18 protein-coding genes are annotated in these 15,882 nt (G+C 70.8%); 7 read left to right on the top strand and 11 right to left on the bottom strand.

Going from position 1 to position 15,882, the window contains the following annotated elements; all coding sequences use genetic code 11:
* Positions 1-11 precede the first annotated feature (11 nt).
* On the top strand, positions 12-293 hold the full coding sequence (locus tag BS75_RS34565; protein WP_034091039.1) for a DUF6295 family protein: 282 nt from the start codon (positions 12-14) through the stop codon (positions 291-293).
* A gap of 13 nt (positions 294-306) precedes the next feature.
* Here BS75_RS34565 and BS75_RS34560 read toward each other — a convergent pair whose 3' ends face one another.
* The 3 genes from BS75_RS34560 to BS75_RS34550 all read right to left on the bottom strand — a co-directional run bounded on the left by BS75_RS34560 (position 307) and on the right by BS75_RS34550 (position 1,830).
* Positions 307-654, bottom strand: a complete 348-nt coding sequence (locus BS75_RS34560) for an ArsR/SmtB family transcription factor (protein WP_034091038.1) — start codon at positions 652-654, stop codon at positions 307-309.
* Positions 654-1,025: a hypothetical protein gene (locus BS75_RS34555; RefSeq protein WP_034091037.1), complete on the bottom strand. Its 372-nt coding sequence runs from the start codon at positions 1,023-1,025 to the stop codon at positions 654-656. The genes BS75_RS34560 and BS75_RS34555 overlap by 1 nt, the downstream gene beginning before the upstream one ends.
* 109 nt (positions 1,026-1,134) lie before the next feature.
* Positions 1,135-1,830 carry a TIGR00266 family protein gene (locus BS75_RS34550; protein ID WP_034091036.1) on the bottom strand — a complete coding sequence of 232 codons (696 nt, stop codon included), beginning with the start codon at positions 1,828-1,830 and terminating at the stop codon, positions 1,135-1,137.
* Between the two features lie 245 nt (positions 1,831-2,075).
* Between BS75_RS34550 and BS75_RS34545 the strand changes: the two genes are divergently transcribed.
* Positions 2,076-2,897 carry a universal stress protein gene (locus BS75_RS34545; RefSeq protein WP_034091035.1) on the top strand — a complete coding sequence of 274 codons (822 nt, stop codon included), beginning with the start codon at positions 2,076-2,078 and terminating at the stop codon, positions 2,895-2,897.
* Positions 2,898-2,927: 30 nt separating this feature from the next.
* Here the strand turns inward: BS75_RS34545 and nagB are convergent, their stop codons facing one another.
* Positions 2,928-3,710, bottom strand: coding sequence for a glucosamine-6-phosphate deaminase (gene nagB / locus BS75_RS34540; RefSeq protein WP_034091034.1), 783 nt, complete (start codon positions 3,708-3,710; stop codon positions 2,928-2,930).
* Between the two features lie 161 nt (positions 3,711-3,871).
* On the opposite strand from nagB, the gene BS75_RS34535 reads away from it, so the two are divergent.
* The gene (locus BS75_RS34535; RefSeq protein ID WP_034091033.1) at positions 3,872-4,168 is read left to right on the top strand and encodes a hypothetical protein; all 297 of its coding nucleotides are present in this window, start codon (positions 3,872-3,874) and stop codon (positions 4,166-4,168) included.
* A complete protein-coding gene (locus BS75_RS34530; protein ID WP_034091032.1) occupies positions 4,165-4,554 on the top strand; it encodes a PIN domain-containing protein in 390 nt (129 codons plus the stop codon). Before BS75_RS34535 ends, BS75_RS34530 begins: the two co-directional genes overlap by 4 nt.
* Here BS75_RS34530 and BS75_RS34525 read toward each other — a convergent pair.
* The 4 genes from BS75_RS34525 to BS75_RS34510 all read right to left on the bottom strand — a co-directional run bounded on the left by BS75_RS34525 (position 4,551) and on the right by BS75_RS34510 (position 7,623).
* On the bottom strand, positions 4,551-5,834 hold the full coding sequence (locus tag BS75_RS34525) for an RNA polymerase sigma factor (RefSeq protein ID WP_034091031.1): 1,284 nt from the start codon (positions 5,832-5,834) through the stop codon (positions 4,551-4,553). The two genes, BS75_RS34530 and BS75_RS34525, sit on opposite strands and share 4 nt — an antisense overlap.
* Positions 5,835-5,868: 34 nt before the next feature.
* Positions 5,869-6,228, bottom strand: a complete 360-nt coding sequence (locus tag BS75_RS34520) for a YciI family protein (RefSeq protein ID WP_034091030.1) — start codon at positions 6,226-6,228, stop codon at positions 5,869-5,871.
* 150 nt (positions 6,229-6,378) lie between these two features.
* Positions 6,379-7,047 carry a class I SAM-dependent methyltransferase gene (locus BS75_RS34515; protein ID WP_034091029.1) on the bottom strand — a complete coding sequence of 223 codons (669 nt, stop codon included), beginning with the start codon at positions 7,045-7,047 and terminating at the stop codon, positions 6,379-6,381.
* A gap of 87 nt (positions 7,048-7,134) precedes the next feature.
* Positions 7,135-7,623 (bottom strand): hypothetical protein, encoded by a 489-nt coding sequence (locus BS75_RS34510; protein WP_408022604.1) that lies wholly within the window; start codon positions 7,621-7,623, stop codon positions 7,135-7,137.
* Between the two features lie 487 nt (positions 7,624-8,110).
* Here BS75_RS34510 and BS75_RS34505 point away from each other — a divergent pair, with 487 nt between their 5' ends.
* A complete protein-coding gene (locus BS75_RS34505; protein WP_231607981.1) occupies positions 8,111-9,229 on the top strand; it encodes an XRE family transcriptional regulator in 1,119 nt (372 codons plus the stop codon).
* On the opposite strand, the gene BS75_RS34500 is transcribed toward BS75_RS34505, so the two are convergent.
* The 3 genes from BS75_RS34500 to BS75_RS45690 all read right to left on the bottom strand — a co-directional run bounded on the left by BS75_RS34500 (position 9,226) and on the right by BS75_RS45690 (position 13,364).
* The gene (locus tag BS75_RS34500; protein WP_034091027.1) at positions 9,226-10,047 is read right to left on the bottom strand and encodes an alpha/beta hydrolase; all 822 of its coding nucleotides are present in this window, start codon (positions 10,045-10,047) and stop codon (positions 9,226-9,228) included. The genes BS75_RS34505 and BS75_RS34500 overlap by 4 nt on opposite strands.
* A 108-nt stretch (positions 10,048-10,155) precedes the next feature.
* A complete protein-coding gene (locus tag BS75_RS34495) occupies positions 10,156-11,085 on the bottom strand; it encodes an amidohydrolase family protein (RefSeq protein ID WP_042437104.1) in 930 nt (309 codons plus the stop codon).
* A 65-nt stretch (positions 11,086-11,150) separates the two neighbouring features.
* Positions 11,151-13,364, bottom strand: coding sequence for an alpha-galactosidase (locus BS75_RS45690; RefSeq protein ID WP_063771408.1), 2,214 nt, complete (start codon positions 13,362-13,364; stop codon positions 11,151-11,153).
* A gap of 363 nt (positions 13,365-13,727) precedes the next feature.
* Here BS75_RS45690 and BS75_RS34485 point away from each other — a divergent pair, with 363 nt between their 5' ends.
* Positions 13,728-14,543 carry an SAM-dependent methyltransferase gene (locus BS75_RS34485; protein WP_034091026.1) on the top strand — a complete coding sequence of 272 codons (816 nt, stop codon included), beginning with the start codon at positions 13,728-13,730 and terminating at the stop codon, positions 14,541-14,543.
* A gap of 355 nt (positions 14,544-14,898) precedes the next feature.
* Positions 14,899-15,762, top strand: a complete 864-nt coding sequence (locus tag BS75_RS34480; RefSeq protein ID WP_052070077.1) for a phosphatase PAP2 family protein — start codon at positions 14,899-14,901, stop codon at positions 15,760-15,762.
* The last annotated feature ends 120 nt before the right edge of the window (positions 15,763-15,882 follow it).

The raw sequence follows: 15,882 nt of genomic DNA, 5'->3' as shown, positions 1-15,882 counted from the left end.
AGACCCGCCCCATGTGCACCTATCTGACCGAACAGGTCGACATCACCGGCAGCGGCAAGGGAGCCGACGGCTACTTCCCGCTCACCCGGGCCATGGTCTACGTCGACCACCCCCAGCACGCCCCCTACGAGCACACCGTCAACGTCGACTTCCTCAACCCGGCGCTGGGCCCCGGCGCGCGGGTCGCGGTGGAACTGACCGAGGAGGGCGCACTGGCGCTGATCGAGGCGCTGCGCGCCGCCCTCGCCTCCGCCCCGCCCGGACTGGCCTCGGTCGACCAGGGCAAGCGGTAGCGGCAGCCGCCGCTCAGGAGGCGTCCAGCTCCACCTCGGACCGGCGGAGCTGGTCCAGCATCTGCTCGCGGTCGGCGAGCAGCACGGTCAGGATCCGGCGGGCCGCCCGCAGCAGGTCCGCCACGTCGGGCCCGGCCAGCGCGTAGCGCACGGTCGAGCCCTGCCGCAGCGAGACCACGATGCCGGCCCGCCGCAGCTGGGCCAACTGCTGTGACAGGTTGGAGGGTTCGACGCCGATGTCGGCCAGCAGGTCGCGCACCGGCAGCGGGCCCTCCTGCAGCAGTTCCAGCACCCGGATCCGCACCGGGTGCCCCAGCATCCGGAAGAAGTCGGCCTTCAGCTGGTAGAGCGGAGGCTGCATCAGACCTCCAGCCTGCCCTCGACCTGCTCCAGCTGACGCCGGGCCATGGCCAGGTTGGACCGCTTGCGGTCCAGGACCAGGTAGAGGAAGAGGCCGCTGCCGCTGCGCGAGCCCAGCGGGCGGATCAGGTGGTACTGGCCGCTGAGGGTGATCAGGATGTCCTCGACGGTCCCGGCTATCCCGAGCATCTCCATCGTCCGGTACTTGGCCCGGACCACGTCGGTGTTGCCCGCGGCGGCGGCGTTGAGGTCGAACTCCTTGCCGCCGCCGAGGGTGCCCAGCGCCAGTCCGCTGTTCACGTCCACCAGGGCCGCCCCGAGGGAGCCCTCGATCGTCATGACTTCCTTGAGCGCGATGTCTGTGTTCACCATGGACGGTGACGCTAGGCGACGGCGCGGTGACCGCACTGATGAATTGCGGATACCTGCAATTCACGGAGCCAGCAGGTGTACGCTGCCGCGCCCCGGCCCCGACGGACCGTCAGCCGTTGTCGGGCTGCGGGAGGTAGGGCTCCAGCGCGTGGGCCAGGTTGGCCAGCGGCATGCTCTGCAGCCAGATCCGGCCCGGGCCGGTCAGCGCGACCAGGTGGAAGCCGTCGCCGCCGAAGTGCCGGTTGGCGATGCCGGGCACCTTGGTCATCTTGAACTTGACGGTGTCCTCGAACATGCCGACGTGCCCGGGGTGGGCGAGCATGACCTGACCGGGGGCCAGCTGGTACTCGTTCAGCTCGCCGGAGAGCTCGACCCAGGCCGTGCCCTGGCCCTCCAGCCGCTGGAGGATGAAGCCGTCGCCGCCCCACAGCCCGCCGCGGAAGGAGTGCTGGAGGCCGACGCTGGCGCTGACCCCGAGCGTCCCGGCCAGCCAGCCGTGACGGTGCACCAGGTAGCCCCGGCCCTCGCCGACCTGCACCGGCACGATGTGCCCGGGGACCTTCGAGGCGAAGGCGACGAGGCCGTCGCCGTCCTTGGCCTCGTACTTGGTGAGCAGCAGCCCGCCGCCGCCGGCGACCCGCTTGAGGGCGCCCATCAGGCCGCCCGAACCGCCCTTCATGGTCTGCGACATGTGGACGTTGGCGGTCATCCACGACAGCTCGCCGTGCATGGAGACCACGGCGTCCTTGTGGGCCAGCTGTATTTCGAGCACGGGCAGCGTGCTGCCCTTGATCTCAACCTGCATTGGAGAAATCCCTCTCACAACGGTTCGCAACGGGCGAACCACCCCCGGTCAAGGGCGACTTGGCCGCCCCTCCGCCGAGCACATTATCGTCACAACCGTCACTCCAGCCACACATGTATCGCTCGCGCATTCGATCCACAGAATGGGTGTGGATTCGACAGGCGATATGTCCTGATTAATCGTCAATAGCCGATATATTGCTGTGCGTCGGCCCGGTCGGGCCCCCGATCGCACAGGAGCTGCCCATGGACACCCTCCACCCCTTCCTGGTCGCCGTCGACGGCTCGGACGACGGCTGGGCCGCCCTGGAGTGGGCCGCCGGCGCCGCCGCCGGGGCCGGCGCGCCGCTCCAGGTCCTGCACGTCGTCCAGGACAACACCGGACTGGCCGGGGTGCTGCTCGGACCGGGCCCGGAGCCCTCGCAGGACAACCCGGTCACCGAGGAGGGCCTGCACCGGGCCAGGGCGGTGGCCCCGGAGCTCGAAGTGAGCACCAGGGTGCTGGCCGGCGACCCCAAGCACGTGCTGCCGGGGCAGACCCGGAACGCCGCGCTGCTGGTGGTCGGCACCCGGGGGCTGAGCGGACTGCGCGGCTGGCTGGCCGGCTCGGTCAGCCGCGCCGTGGCCGGCCACGCCCGCTGCCCGGTCGTCGTCCACAAGCCGGCCGAGAACCCGGTCGGCGGCACGGTGCTGGCCGGGGTCGACCCGCTCGACGTGGTCCCGGAGGTGCTGTCCTTCGCGCTCAGGGCCGCCCGGCAGCTCTCCCTGCCGCTGCGGCTGGTCGTCGGCGACACCCCCGCGGGCGAGCGCGCGGACGGGGCCCGGGAGCTGCTGGAGGAGACCCTGGCCGGCGTCCGGGCCGACCACCCGGCCCTGGACGTGGAGGCCGAGTACTCGGCGCGGAACGAGACCGAGTGGCTGGTCGAGCTCTCCCGGACGGCGGAGCTGGTGATCGTCGGCCGCGAGCTCAGCGGGGTGCTGCTGACCGACCCGCTCGGCCGCGCGGCCGACGCCCTGCTGGACCAGGCCCACTGCCCGGTCGCGGTGGTCCCCACCCGCAACCTCTGAGGCCCTGCCGGGGCACCCCCCGAGGGCCCGTCAGATCGACTGCCAGGCGGGCTTGGCCGCGTAGGTCGCCCGGAAGTAGTCGGTCAGCTTGAGCTTGGACGCCGCCGCCTCGTCCACCACGACCGTGGCGTGCGGGTGCAGTTGGAGCGCCGAGGCGGGGACGACCGCGGCCAGCGGGCCCTCGACGGTGAGCGCCACGGCCTCGGCCTTGGCCTCTCCGGTGGCCAGCAGCACCAGGTGGCGGGCCTCCAGGATGGTGCCGATGCCCTGGGTGATGACGTGGTGCGGGACCTCGTCCAGGCTGTCGAAGAAGCGGGCGTTGTCGACCCGGGTCTGCTCGGTCAGGGTCTTGATCCGGGTGCGCGAGGACAGCGAGGAGCAGGGCTCGTTGAAGCCGATGTGCCCGTCGGTGCCGATGCCCAGCAGCTGCAGGTCCACCCCGCCGGCCCCGGCCAGCGCCCGGTCGTAGTCGGCGCAGGCGGCGGCGATGTCCTCGGCGGAGCCGTCCGGGCCCATGAAGGAGGAGGCCGAGAGCCCGAGCGGCTCGACGACCTCGCGCAGCACCACCGAGCGGTAGGACTCGGGGTGGCCCGGCGGCAGGCCCACGTACTCGTCCAGCTGGCAGATCCGGGCCCGGGAGACGTCGACGTCACCGGCGCTCGCCTTGGCGGCCAGCGCCTGGTAGATCGGCAGCGGGGTCGATCCCGTGGCGACGCCGAGCAGCGCGTCGGGCTTGCGGGTCAGCAGGCCGGCGATGGCCGAGGCGATGAGCTCGCCACCGGCGGCCGCGTCCGGAACGATCACAATTTCCATGCCGAGTTCCCGCCGTTCTGAAGTGTCCGCATTGTGGTATAGACCAATTTACCATTCAGCGGAGATCATCTCACGCCCGCTCCGACCCCGGCGCCAGCGACGCGGGACGCACCGGACATCTGCGCTATACCACCGCTACAGCAGAGCTGTAGCATCGAGTCATGGCCAACACCACGATCCAAGTGCCCGCCGAGGTCCGCGACCACCTTGCCGTGCTCGCCGCCGAGCGGGGGATGACCATCGGGCAGCTCGTCGGCGCCCTGAGCGCCCGTGAACCCACCGCCGAACAGCTCGCAGCCCGCGTCGCCGCCACCCGGGCCGCCCTCCGCGCGAACTCCGGCTGCGCCCTCACCGACGAGGAGTTCGACCAGGCTCCCCCGCTCCTGGAGCGCGTCTACCGGATCGCCGCCGCCGAGGCCCGCAAGCGGCTCCCGATCACCGGGGATCACGCCGCGTGATCGTCCTGGACGCAAGCGCACTGCTGGCCCTCCGCCGCGGCCACCGCAACCTGGCCCTGATGGTCGACCAGGCCGCGGCCTCGCCCGTGCCGCACTTCGTCGTCCCCGCCCTGAGTCTGCTCCAGGCCGAGACGGACGATGCCGGAGCCGGACGGTACGCCCTGTCCCTGCCCGCCCTGCACGTCGAGGACCTGGGCCAGGTCGCCGCGCTGACCGTCGGCGAACTCGTCCGCGAGGGCCACGGCTCCCCCGACACCTGCCACGCCATCGAGTGCTCCACGCCCTCGCTCACCCGCCCCGACGGCGCATTCATCCTGACCGACCGCGAGGACGACTACCCGCCCGGCATCATCGCGATCAGCATCGACCATCCGGGGCTGTCCTAGCCGCCGGGGCCGGCGCAGGCTTCGGCGCGGGCGCGCAGCAGGGCGCGTTCGCGTTCGTTGCGGGTCAGCGACGCGGCGCGGTCGAACTCGGCGCGGGCCTCCGCCCTCCGGCCGAGCCGGGCCAGCAGGTCGCCGCGGACGCTCGGCAGCAGGTGGTAGCCCCGGAGCGCGGGCTCCGCCGCCAGCGCGTCCACCAGCGCCAGCCCGGCCTCCGGGCCCTCCGCCATCGAGACCGCCACCGCCCGGTTCAGCTCCACCACCGGGGAGCGCGCGACCGCCGCCAGCCGGCCGTAGAGCGCGGCGATCATCGCCCAGTCCGTCTCCTGGTACCGCAGGGCCTGGGCGTGGCAGGCCGCGATCGCGGCCTGCAGGGCGTACGGGCCAGGCGCCGTCCCGGCCGCCGAGGCCGCCGCGTTGGCCCGCTCCAGGGCCGCGAAGCCACGGGCGATCAGCATCCGGTTCCAGCGGGTCCGGTTCTGCTCGGCCAGCAGCACCGGGGCGCCGTCCGGGCCGGTGCGGGCCGCCGTCCGGGACGCCTGGATCTCCAACAGTGCGACCAGGCCCTGGACTTCGGGCTCCTCGGGGATCAGTCCGGCCAGCACCCGGCCCAGCCGCAGCGCGTCCTCGCAGAGCGCCGGGCGCAGCCAGTCGTCACCGGCGGTCGCCGCGTAGCCCTCGTTGAAGATCAGGTAGACGACCTCCAGCACCGAGGCCAGCCTGACCGCGCGGTCGGGTCCGGACGGCACCTCGAACGGGACGTCCGCGCGGGCCAGGGCGCGCTTCGCCCGGACGATCCGCTGGGCCGCGGTCGACTCGGGGACCAGGCAGGCGCGGGCGATCTCCCCGGTGGTCAGCCCGCCGAGCAGCCGCAGCGTGAGCGCCACCCGGGCCTCGGCGGAGAGCACCGGGTGGCAGGCGGTGAAGATCAGCCGCAGCAGGTCGTCGTCGATGTCGTCCGGCTCCGGCGGCTCGGGCGGCGGCACGTCCTCCAGCGTCCGACCGACCTCGGCCAGCTTCCTGGCGTAGGTCTCCCGGCGGCGCACCAGGTCGATCGCGCGGTGCTTGGCCGTAGCCATCAGCCAGGCCCCCGGCCGGTCCGGGACGCCCGTCACCGGCCACTGCTCCAGCGCGGCGACCAGGGCGTCCTGGGCCAGCTCCTCGGCGATGCCGACGTCCCGGACGATCCGGGCGACACCGGCGATGATCCGGGCCGACTCGATCCGGAAGACCGCCTCCACCGCGTCCGCTGTGGCCGCCGCGGCCCCGCCCGTACCCGTCACAAACACCCATCAGATCACCGAGCGGACGGCAACGCTACATCTCGGCGATCTCCCGCAGCTCCGCGGTGATGTGGAGGTGGTCCGGGTGGATCTCCAGGAAGCGCTTGGTCCATTCGAGGGCCTCGGCCCTGTCCTTGCACTGCATCATCGCGTAGCCGCCGACGACCTCCTTGGTCTCGGTGAAGGGGCCGTCGACGACCGACAGCTCGCCGCCGGACCAGGTGAGCCTGGTGCCCTGCGCGGTGGGGGTGAGCCCGGCCGTGTCCAGCATGACCCCGGCCTTGGTGATCTCCTCCAGCAGCGCGCCCATCCGCCGCTGGAACTCCGGGGTGAACTCCGCCGGGTTCGGGGCGTTCTGCTCGTCGATCCGGATCATGGAGAGAAAGCGCGGCATGGTGACTCCTCGGTCGGGAGCGCGGGGCCCTTCCCCGCTGCTCACCCGTATGTCGAACGGGAGACCCCCGTTTCGACACCTCCCGAGAAATTCTTCAGAGAACCTTCGCCGCCTGCCACCGAGAGGCACGTGATCCCGAAGCATCCGTGGTCAGGGACGTACGGCGCGGCCGATCAGCGTGCCGATATGCCCAGGGGTAGGCGCGTCGATCACGTCCACGTCCACATGGACGAACCCGGCCTCGCTGAGGAACCGCGCCCAGTCGGCCGGTTCGTAGCTGTAACGGTAGGTGTACATGGCCGGTCCGGCGAAGCCGCCCTTGTACATGCCCTGCGGACCGTATGCGCCGGGGATTGCGGGGGGCTGGGAGAACGCGAAGACGCCGCCCGGGCTCAGGTGAGCGGCCACCAGGGGAAACAGGAGCTCCGGGTCGGTGAACCAGACCGCCCCGAAGATCGAATACACGGCATCGAACTGCTGTCCCGTACCGCTCAGGTACTCCAGAACCTCCGCATGGATGAACTCCGCGCCGAGCGATCCCCACCGTTCGGTGGTGCGGTCCACCATCACGGGGGACAGGTCGACGCCCGTGCCCTTGACTCCCTGTCGGGCGAGGTGAGCCAGGGCGCGGCCGGTACCGCAGCCGATCTCCAGGACCGTTCCGGGGTCACCCAGCAACTCCGGGCCGGGTGCAGTGAGGTGGTCACGGTACTGGGTCCAGCGGAACACTGGCTGCAAGTCGTCGTCCTTGAACGCCGACTCGGCGTAGGTGTCCCAGAGCTGCCGTTCGTGGTCGAGGTTGTGGGGAGCGGTGGGCATGGGCGTCTTCCTCACTCGGGCGGTACGGGAGAGGCCCCGCCGTGGCGAACCGGCGGAGGCCCCACCCTAGAACGATCCGGCAACCACTCAGTGGCTGTCGGGGACCTTGCTGTCACACGGGGAGCACTCGGCGCCGTCGCGGGCCCACAGCTCCTCGTCCGGGTCGAACCCGATCGAGCGCAGGAACTCGGCGGTGCTGGTGACGGTGCCGTCGTCGCGCCGCTGGATGAACGGCGCGTGGTGCTTGTAGGCGCCGCCGTTGTACAGGTCGCACAGGGCGAAGTAGACGGGGGTGTCGAGGATGACCTGGTGCACGCCGATGTCCACGATCTTGCCGACGCCGAGGTGAACCTCAGCGTGCTCCATCGACGCGATCATGTACATCACGGCGTTGCCCAGGATGCGCTCGGCCAGGTCGCGGACCATGACCTCGTCGCGCAGCAGCAAGGCCACCTCGCGGTCCCAGATGGTCATGCCGGAGTCCAGGACGTTGATGCTCAGGTACTGGAGGTGGGGCTGCACGGCGTTCAGCAGTTCCTGCGGGTCCCGCATGCGGGTGGCAGCGGGGGTGTCCATGACGATGGTCACGGTGGTGGTGCTCCTCTCGGTTCGGTTGAACGAAGTGGTGCGGGTTGCCCGCCGCCACCAGAGCGATGGCGCGGGAGCTTGCGCTCCTCATTGGATTTGGCATCCAGGGGTGGCACGGCTGCTGACTTTCAGTCAACGACCGGACAGAGCCGGGGTCGAGGTCGGACCTGAGGACACTTCACCGGACACTTCGGCTGGGGCGGTCCTGTCCTCGGCACCGGCCGGTGCCGGTGTTCTACGGTGGTGGTCTGCGGGGGTGCCCATGACTGAACTCGAAGGACCACACGGAAACTGGCGGCTCGTCGCTGCGCGCATCGAACGGGGCTGGCGTACACAGGAGGACTTCGTCATGGCCTACGAGGCCACGGCGACCAGCCTGCGGTCCCAGGCTCGGATCTCGGTCCGTCAGGTCAGACGCTGGGAGTCGGGGAGGACAGCGTGGCCGAACCGGGACGCGCGCCTGGTGCTGCCGAAGATGTTCGGCGTCCCGCTGGAACAACTTGGGTTCGTTCCGCCCGTCAGCGCCGCCGGGCGCAGGGCGACCTCTCCCGGCCTCAAGCCCTCCCTGGAGGACGACGTGCTCCGCCGTGCCTTCATGGGCAGCGCCCTGGCTGCCGCTGCCGCGCCGCTGCTCGATCTCGCAGCGCTGGACCATCTCATCGCCGCCGCCCGCGACGCCCGCCGCTACGCCGATCACGAGCTTGTTGGGCACCTGCGGGACACCTTGAACGAAACCGCCCGCACTGACGTACTGATGGGGGCTCACCGGGCGCTGCCCGCAGCGCTGGGCATCCTGACCGCCATCAACACCACCGCTCGCGACGCCAAGCCAGATGTCCGTCGGCAGCTCCTCACCCTGGGCTCCCGGGCGGCGGAGTTCACCGGATGGCTGCACCGCGACGCGGGCTCACCCGAACAGGCAATCGTCTACTGGCATGGGCAGGCAAAGGAGTGGGCCACGTTCACCGGGGACGGCGCCATGCACGCCTATGTCCTGATGCGGCAGGCGCAGGCCCTGGGCCGCAGTGATCCCGCGCGGATGCTCGACCTGGCCAGGGCCGCCATCAGCGGGCCGTGGACGCTCCCGCCCCGGCCGCATGCCGAAGCTCTCCAGCAGGAAGCGCGGGGCATGGCGATGACCGGTGCCGGCACCGACGAGATCGAACGAGTCCTCGATCAAGCGCACGCAGCACTCGACCGGGCCACCGAACCGGTAGCCCCAACGGCCTGCACGGGACCGCTCGGCGACGGCTACACCCGGGAACGGCTCATGGCGCAGTCCGGAATCTGCCTGCGGGAGGCCGGACGCCCCACTGAGGCTGTCATGGCGCTCCAGGACTACGTCACCCCGGAGGCGTTCGCCCCGCGCGACTACGCCCACTACAGCGCGTTCCTGGCCGGGGCGCTCGCGGAAGCCGGCGAGCCGGACGAAGCCGCCACGGTCGCCTTGAGCGTCCTGGACGTCGCCTCCGCTGCCCGGTCCGGGCAAGCGATAGGAGAGCTGTACCGTTCCGCGCAGGCCCTGTTCCCGTACCGCGAACGGCCGGCGGTTCGGGAACTCCACGAACGGCTTCTGCTTCTGTCCGCCGGTTAGACAGTGGTGGTGAGGAAGTCGGCCACCTTGGCGATCACCTCACGCTGCCACACCTGCGACTGCGGGTGCGCGTACTGCGGGTCCTCGTGGACGGCGAAGCCGTGCTGCGCGCCTTCGAGTTCGTACAGCTCGGCTCCCGCACCGAACAGGGGTGCGTACCGGCGGGAGAGCTCCACGTCCACGAAGGTGTCCTTGGTACCGTGGACGATCAGCACCGGTCGTTGGACTGCCGCGCAGACATCCTCCGGCTCGGGCAGCTGGAAGACCTCGTTGAGGAGCCCCCGGCCGACCTCGAACGGCGCACGGACCGCGAATCCGCGCTCATCCAGCTTGGTGGCACGCTCCCGTGACAGGTAGTCCCCGGACCAACCGGCTTCCTCCGTGATGAACCTGTTCCTGTAGTCCATGCGCGGGTTCAGCAGCACCAGCCTGTCCACGTCGCCGGGGCGTCGTGCGGTGTGCATCGCGGCGGCGCCACCCGAGAACGAGGCAGAGATGACGTGCACCGAACCGGGCCGGTCGCTGATCCGCGTGAGGTGATCGGACGCTGCGCGAATGTCGTTGGCCACCCCGGCGATCGTCACGTCCGACAGACGGCCCCCGCTTGCCCCGTGTGCCCGCAGATCGAAACGCAGACACGTCACCCCGGCAGCGGCGAGCCCCACGGCCAGTCGGGCGAAGAAGCCGCCTTCCTCTCGGGTGACACCGGCCCCGTGGGCGAGCACCGCCAACGCTGCCGCAGGAGCGGAGGAGGGCGTGACCGTGCCGCGCAGAGCGGTGCCGTCCAGGGAGCGGAAATCCACCTCGTAGTCAGTCATGCACCGGACCGTACCCGCCACCGCGACCGTTGACGCCGCTGGCCGCGACGGCGTCAACTCCCGCTCGCCGCAAAGGGCTGCACCGCGCCCGCGTCGCAGGCGCGCTCATCAGCGGGGCGCTGCCTCCGGCAGGCCGAACAGCCGGGCGGTGTTGTCGTGGCAGACCGCGCGGAGCCAGTCGTCGCCGAGGTCGAGCCGGGCCAGTGCCTCCAGCGCGTGGAGGTAGGGGTAGGGGATGTTGGGGAAGTCGGTGCCGAGCAGGATCCGGTCGCCGAGGGCGGCCAGCCGGGGCAGCTGGGACGGCGGGAACGGGGCCGTGGCCTCGCTGAAGTCGGTGAAGGCCATGGTGGTGTCGAGCCGGACCTCCGGGTGGCGCTCGGCCAGGTCGAGGAAGTCGGCGTACTCGGGCATCCCCAGGTGGGCGACGACCAGCCGCAGCCGGGGATGGCGGTCCAGCACCCGGCCGATGGGGCCGGGTCCGGTGTGCTTGCCCGGGGCCGGTCCCGAGCCGCAGTGGGCGACCACCGGGACGCCGGCCTCCGCCAGCAGCCCCCAGACCGGGTCGAGCAGTTCGTCGTTGGGGTCGTAGCCGCCGACCTGGAGGTGCGCCTTGAAGACCCGGGCCCCGCCCTCGACCGCCCGGCGGACGTAGTCGGCCGCCTCCGGCTCGGGGTAGAAGGTCGCGGTGTGCAGGCAGTCGGGGGTGCGGGCGGCGAAGTCGGCGGCCCAGGAGTTCAGCCAGGCCGCCATCTCCGGCTTGTGCGGGTAGAGCATGGCGGTGAAGGCGCGGACGCCGAAGGAGCGCAGGGTGGCCAGCCGCTGGTCCTCCTCGGTCCGGTAGGTGATCGGCCAGGGCCGGCCGACCAGCGGCCCCACCCCGTCGAAGTAGGCCCAGACCTTGGCCAGCACCCGGTCCGGCATGAAGTGGGTGTGCACGTCGACCAGGCCGGGGAGGCCGAGCCCGCGCCAGAACGCGCGCACCGACTCGGCCTCCCCCGGCTCCCCCGCCGCCTGCGTGGTGCTGCCGTCCGCTGCCATGGGCCACCTCCGTCGCTGTTGCGACGATCTTGCCAGGGGCGGCACGGCACCGACAGCCTCCCCGGTCAGGACGGCGGGACCAGGCTCCAGCTCTGGTTGGCGCCGCCGTCGGACGGCCACTGGAGCACGCTGCCGCCGTCGTAGAGCGAGCTGTTGTCGAGGTCGATCAGGTCGCCGTCGTACACGCTCTTGAACTGGACCAGGTTCGGCCCGGCGTCCACCAGCGTCCAGCGGGAGTTGCTGTTGCCGTCGTCGTGGTACTGGATCAGCTGCGTGCCCTCGGCCGTGGTCGGGCCGGGGATGTTGAGCAGCTTGCCGCTGTTGACGTCGGTGATGGTGTAGGCGCCGCCGCTCTGCGCGGTGAAGGTCCAGAGCTGGTCGGCGGCCCCGTTGTCGGTCCACTCCAGGATCGGGGCGCTGTCGGCGGTGGAGTCGTCGTCGACGTCCATCCGGCCGCCGCTGGCGCCGTTGACCAGCTTGTACTGCGCGCCGGGCACCGGGATCGGCACCAGCTTCCACTGCTGGCTGCTGCTTCCGGCCGCCGGGTTCTGCACCACGGCGGAGCCGGAGGCGGTGCTCGCCAGGTCCATGACCTGGCCGTCCGAGCGCACCGAGACGTTGTACGAGCCGCTGCCGGTGGGGGTGAACTTCCACTGCGAGTTGGAGCTGTTGTCATCCGGGTACTGGATCAGCTGGGTGCCCGGGGCGGTGGTCGCGCCGGGGAGGTTCACCAGCAGCCCGCTGCCGACGTTGTCGACCTTGTAGTAGCCGGAGCCGGTCGGCACCAGCTGCCACCGCTGGTCGGCGGCGTTGTCCGCCGGCTCCTGGACGATCCCGGCGCCGCTGGAGGTCGAACCGCCGCTGACGGCCAGTTCCTGCCCGGTGGCCACGTTGACCAGGTTGTAGTGCAGCGCGGTGTACTGCGGGGTGCCGGTGGGCGTGACCCGCAGCAGCCGACTGCCGTGAGCGGGGACGGTCGCGGTGAACGAGGTGGTGGAGTCGCCCAGGTCGGTGTTGCTCCAGACGTCGTGCACGTCGGCGGTGCCGCTGAAGCCGACGTCGGTCCAGCGGGCGGTCACCGGTGCGGCGGAGCCGGTGAGATTGAACAGCGCGACGGTGTAGCTGCCGTCGCCGTTGGCCGCGGTCCAGACCTGCTGCTGGGTCAGTCGGTCCACCGGGTGGGCCGGGTGCCCGGCCTGGTCGACGGCGATCACCGCGCTGTTGGTGAGCAGGGCCAGGTCGGTGCTGTCCATGTTGGTGAGGTCGGTGCCCAGCAGCAGTGGCGCGCCCTCGATGGCCCACAGGGTCATCTGGGTCTGCCGCTCGTCAACGGTCAGGCCGTCGTTGCTGCCGTTGCCGAGCTCCAGCGAGTCCAGGTCGTTCCAGCCCCCGGGGCCCGCGTCGTTCACCCACTGCGGCGCGTCGCCGAAGCGGTCGGCGACATTGGTCCAGTCGGTCAGCGGGTAGGAGCCGATGCTGCAGTAGCACTCCACGTCGCCGTCGATCCGCCAGCCGTTGGAGTACTGCTGCCAGGTGGCGGCGTTGTTGACGTCCAGGTTGTTGGAGAGCTCCAGGTGGATCGGCCGACCGGCCTGCTGCAGCGCCTGCGACCAGTGCTCGATGTCGGCGACGTCGCTGTCCCCGACGCCGTCGATCTTCAGGTAGTCCACGCCCCAGGAGGCCAGCTGGTCGGCCCAGGAGTTCAGGTAGGCCTGGGCGGCGGCCGGGTTCTTGTCGTAGTCGATGTAGTACATCGACCCGCTGCCGAAGTTGTAGTTGGTCTCGTAGCTGCTGGTGTCCGAGACGATGTCGTCGGCGTGGAACGAGGTGCCCTGGATCGGCGTGTTCTGCTTGTAGGCCGCGACCGGGATGCCGGGGGTCAGGTACATCCCGAACTGCTCGCCGAGCTTGTGGACATAGCCGGCGACGGCGGCCATGCCGTCCGGGAAGCGGCTCGGGTCGGTCACCCAGCGTCCGTAGGAGTCCACGGTGGTGGCGGGGTTCAGGTACCAGAAGTCGTCGATGTTGACATAGGTGTAGCCGTGGGCGACGAGTCCGCTGGTGGACATCGCCAGCGCCTGGGCCTCGATGTTCGATTCTGTCGGATTCTTCCGAATGAAGCTCCAACTGCTCCAGCCCATGGGCGGAGTGAGTGACACCCCGTTGGCCTCGGCCTGGGCCTGCGAGGTGCCCGGCGCGAGCACCAGGGCCAGGGCGACGAGCGATAGCGCTGCGCCGATGGCGATCGAACGGGATAAGCGCCGAAGGCGGGTGGACATGCTGCGACTCCCGGGGTGGCAGGGGCGGTGAAGGGGGTGGACGTACGACAACAGGGGCCAACATCAGACAGAATCAAACTTTCCAAAACATATAAGAGGCCATCGCCAGATCCATGTCAATAGCCGGTGCACAGCCGCCCCAGTAACCTGACGCCCAATCAGTTCCGACGCGGTCACCCGCTGCGACCATCGGGACCGGCGGGCGGACTCGCGATGCCCCGGTCAACCTGCTCGACGCAAGGGGAGAGTGAGAGATCGTCAGCAGTCTTTCCCACATCGGCCGCCGGGCGCTTAGGCTGTTCCCTGCCTCGTACGGAAGTGCGAGGCGTCCGGGGAACGCACGGCAGAAGAGGGTGGACCACCATGACGCAGGACCCGACGACTCCGGAGCCGTCCACGCGCGAGACCCTCGACACCGGCGTACCCCATATCGCCCGGGTGTACGACTACTGGCTCGGCGGCAAGGACAACTACGCGGCCGACCGCGAGGTCGCGGAACAGGTCCTGGCCACCGGGAACACGGCGACCCTGAACGTCCGGGCCAACCGCGCCTTCCTCGGCCGGGCGGTGCGCTTCCTGACCGCCGAGTGCGGCATCCGGCAGTTCCTGGACCTGGGCACCGGCCTGCCGTCGGCGAACAACACCCACGAGGTCGCCCAGCGAATAGCCCCCGAGTCGCGCATCGTCTACACCGACAACGACCCGATCGTGCTGGTCCACGCGCGCGCCCTGCTGACCAGCCACCCGGCCGGGGCCACCACCTACATCCACGCGGACGTCCGCGAGCCCGCCAAGATCCTGCTGGAGGCCCGGGACACGCTGGACTTCGAGCAGCCGATCGCGGTGATGATGATCGGCCTGATGCACTGCATCCCGGACGAGGACGACCCGGCCGGGCTCGCCGCCCAGGTGCTGGACGCCCTGCCCTCCGGCAGCTTCCTCGCGCTCTCCCAGCCCGCCCTCGACATCAACGGCGCCGCGATGGCCCGGGCCGGCCACGTCATGGACAAGCTGATGCCGAACAAGATCACCTACCGGACCCAGGAGCAGGTCACCCGCTTCTTCGCCGGGACCGAGCTGGTCGAGCCCGGCGTGGTGTCCGCCCCCCAGTGGCGGCCCGACGAGGGCGCGGACACCACCACCCGCGCGGTCTGGGCCGGGGTCGGCCGCAAGGCCTGACCGGAGCCCCGTGCAGGACACCGAAAGGTCACGAAGAGGGCTGCAGAGGGACCCGGCTGTGAGTCGGCTGAAGGCCAGGCGGAAGATATGCATGTGGCAACCAATGAGAAGGTGAGTGCAGACTTCACCCGGCCCCCGGAACACATCCGCGTCCCGGGACGGTCGAGGGTGCCCGACCGATGAGCGCCCGCCCGAACCTGCTCCCCCAGTTGCCCCTCGAACCACCGGGCGGCGGACCCCGCCGCAGCCGCCGGGGCATGCCATCCCCCGCCCTGGAGGCCGTGTCGTGCCGGAAGCTTCCCCTGCACACGAAGCTCCGCGCCCGCCCGTCCGCCCCCTTGAACCACGAGAGCCCATGAAGACCGATCACGTGTACCGAACCCGTACGGCGGCGAACCCGACCGACGGGGCGGCGGAGCCGACCGCGCCGAACCAGAAGCGCCGGTGGTGGAACCGCAAGTGGGGCTGGGAGGTCCTGCTGGTGGTCTATGCCGCCTACGACGGCAGCCGACTGCTGGTCAACGGCAAGCGGACGCAGGCGCTGCAGCACGGCGACAGCATCCTCAAGCTCGAACGGCAGCTGCATCTCAGCCCCGAGCTGAGCCTGAACCACTTCTTCGCCGCCCATGCCTGGATCGGCGTCCCCGCCGACTTCATCTACGCGACGCTGCACTACATCATCACCGTCGTGGTGCTGTTCTGGGTCTGGCGCTACCACCGGGACCACTACCGGCACGCCCGCACCTGGCTCGGGCTGACCACGGTGCTCGGGGTGATCGGCTTCGTCACCTTCCCGACCGCACCGCCCCGGCTGCTCGGCTCCTCCTACGGCTTCGTCGACCTGCTGGTCGAGCACGCCTCGGTCGGCTGGTGGGGCGGCGGAGGCGGCGGCGGCACCCCGCGCGGCCTCGCCGACATGACCAACGAGTACGCGGCCATGCCCAGCCTCCATGTGGGCTGGTCGCTCTGGTGCGGGCTGCTGGTCTTCATGTACGCCCGCCACCGGGCGGTCCGCTGGGCCGCGCTGTGCTACCCGGTGATCATCGCCTTCGTGGTGATGGGCACCGCCAACCACTACCTGCTCGACTGCGTCTTCGGGGCGGCGGTCTCGCTGTTCAGCCTCGCCGTCACCAAGCCGCTGCTGAAGCTGAGCGACCGGGTCGGACTGCTGGTCCGGCGCGGACTCCGAGCCCTGTTCCGGCGGCGCGCCCGCGCGTAGCCCCGGCGGCACGCCCGCAGCGGACGACAGGCCCGCAGCACGACTCCTCAACGTGCGCGCCCGGTCACCTCCAGTGAAGCTGGACTGACCGGGCCCGCTCGGGCACGGCCGAGGAGGGCT

This window comes from Streptacidiphilus albus JL83 (genome assembly GCF_000744705.1).
Classification (GTDB): domain Bacteria; phylum Actinomycetota; class Actinomycetes; order Streptomycetales; family Streptomycetaceae; genus Streptacidiphilus; species Streptacidiphilus albus.
Note: the sequence above shows the minus strand (reverse complement) of the source record. Positions and strands in the feature narration are given on the sequence as shown.

Bases quoted from the DNA above. Each gene is read 5' to 3' on its own strand.
- BS75_RS34565 (WP_034091039.1), top strand. From the start codon at position 12: ATGTGCACCTATCTGACCGAACAGGTCGACATCACCGGCAGCGGCAAG.
- BS75_RS34560 (WP_034091038.1), bottom strand. From the start codon at position 654: ATGCAGCCTCCGCTCTACCAGCTGAAGGCCGACTTCTTCCGGATGCTG.
- BS75_RS34555 (WP_034091037.1), bottom strand. From the start codon at position 1,025: ATGGTGAACACAGACATCGCGCTCAAGGAAGTCATGACGATCGAGGGC.
- BS75_RS34550 (WP_034091036.1), bottom strand. From the start codon at position 1,830: ATGCAGGTTGAGATCAAGGGCAGCACGCTGCCCGTGCTCGAAATACAG.
- BS75_RS34545 (WP_034091035.1), top strand. From the start codon at position 2,076: ATGGACACCCTCCACCCCTTCCTGGTCGCCGTCGACGGCTCGGACGAC.
- nagB (WP_034091034.1), bottom strand. From the start codon at position 3,710: ATGGAAATTGTGATCGTTCCGGACGCGGCCGCCGGTGGCGAGCTCATC.
- BS75_RS34535 (WP_034091033.1), top strand. From the start codon at position 3,872: ATGGCCAACACCACGATCCAAGTGCCCGCCGAGGTCCGCGACCACCTT.
- BS75_RS34520 (WP_034091030.1), bottom strand. From the start codon at position 6,228: ATGCCGCGCTTTCTCTCCATGATCCGGATCGACGAGCAGAACGCCCCG.
- BS75_RS34515 (WP_034091029.1), bottom strand. From the start codon at position 7,047: ATGCCCACCGCTCCCCACAACCTCGACCACGAACGGCAGCTCTGGGAC.
- BS75_RS34510 (WP_408022604.1), bottom strand. From the start codon at position 7,623: ATGGACACCCCCGCTGCCACCCGCATGCGGGACCCGCAGGAACTGCTG.
- BS75_RS34505 (WP_231607981.1), top strand. From the start codon at position 8,111: ATGTTCGGCGTCCCGCTGGAACAACTTGGGTTCGTTCCGCCCGTCAGC.
- BS75_RS34500 (WP_034091027.1), bottom strand. From the start codon at position 10,047: ATGACTGACTACGAGGTGGATTTCCGCTCCCTGGACGGCACCGCTCTG.
- BS75_RS34495 (WP_042437104.1), bottom strand. From the start codon at position 11,085: ATGGCAGCGGACGGCAGCACCACGCAGGCGGCGGGGGAGCCGGGGGAG.
- BS75_RS45690 (WP_063771408.1), bottom strand. From the start codon at position 13,364: ATGTCCACCCGCCTTCGGCGCTTATCCCGTTCGATCGCCATCGGCGCA.
- BS75_RS34485 (WP_034091026.1), top strand. From the start codon at position 13,728: ATGACGCAGGACCCGACGACTCCGGAGCCGTCCACGCGCGAGACCCTC.
- BS75_RS34480 (WP_052070077.1), top strand. From the start codon at position 14,899: ATGAAGACCGATCACGTGTACCGAACCCGTACGGCGGCGAACCCGACC.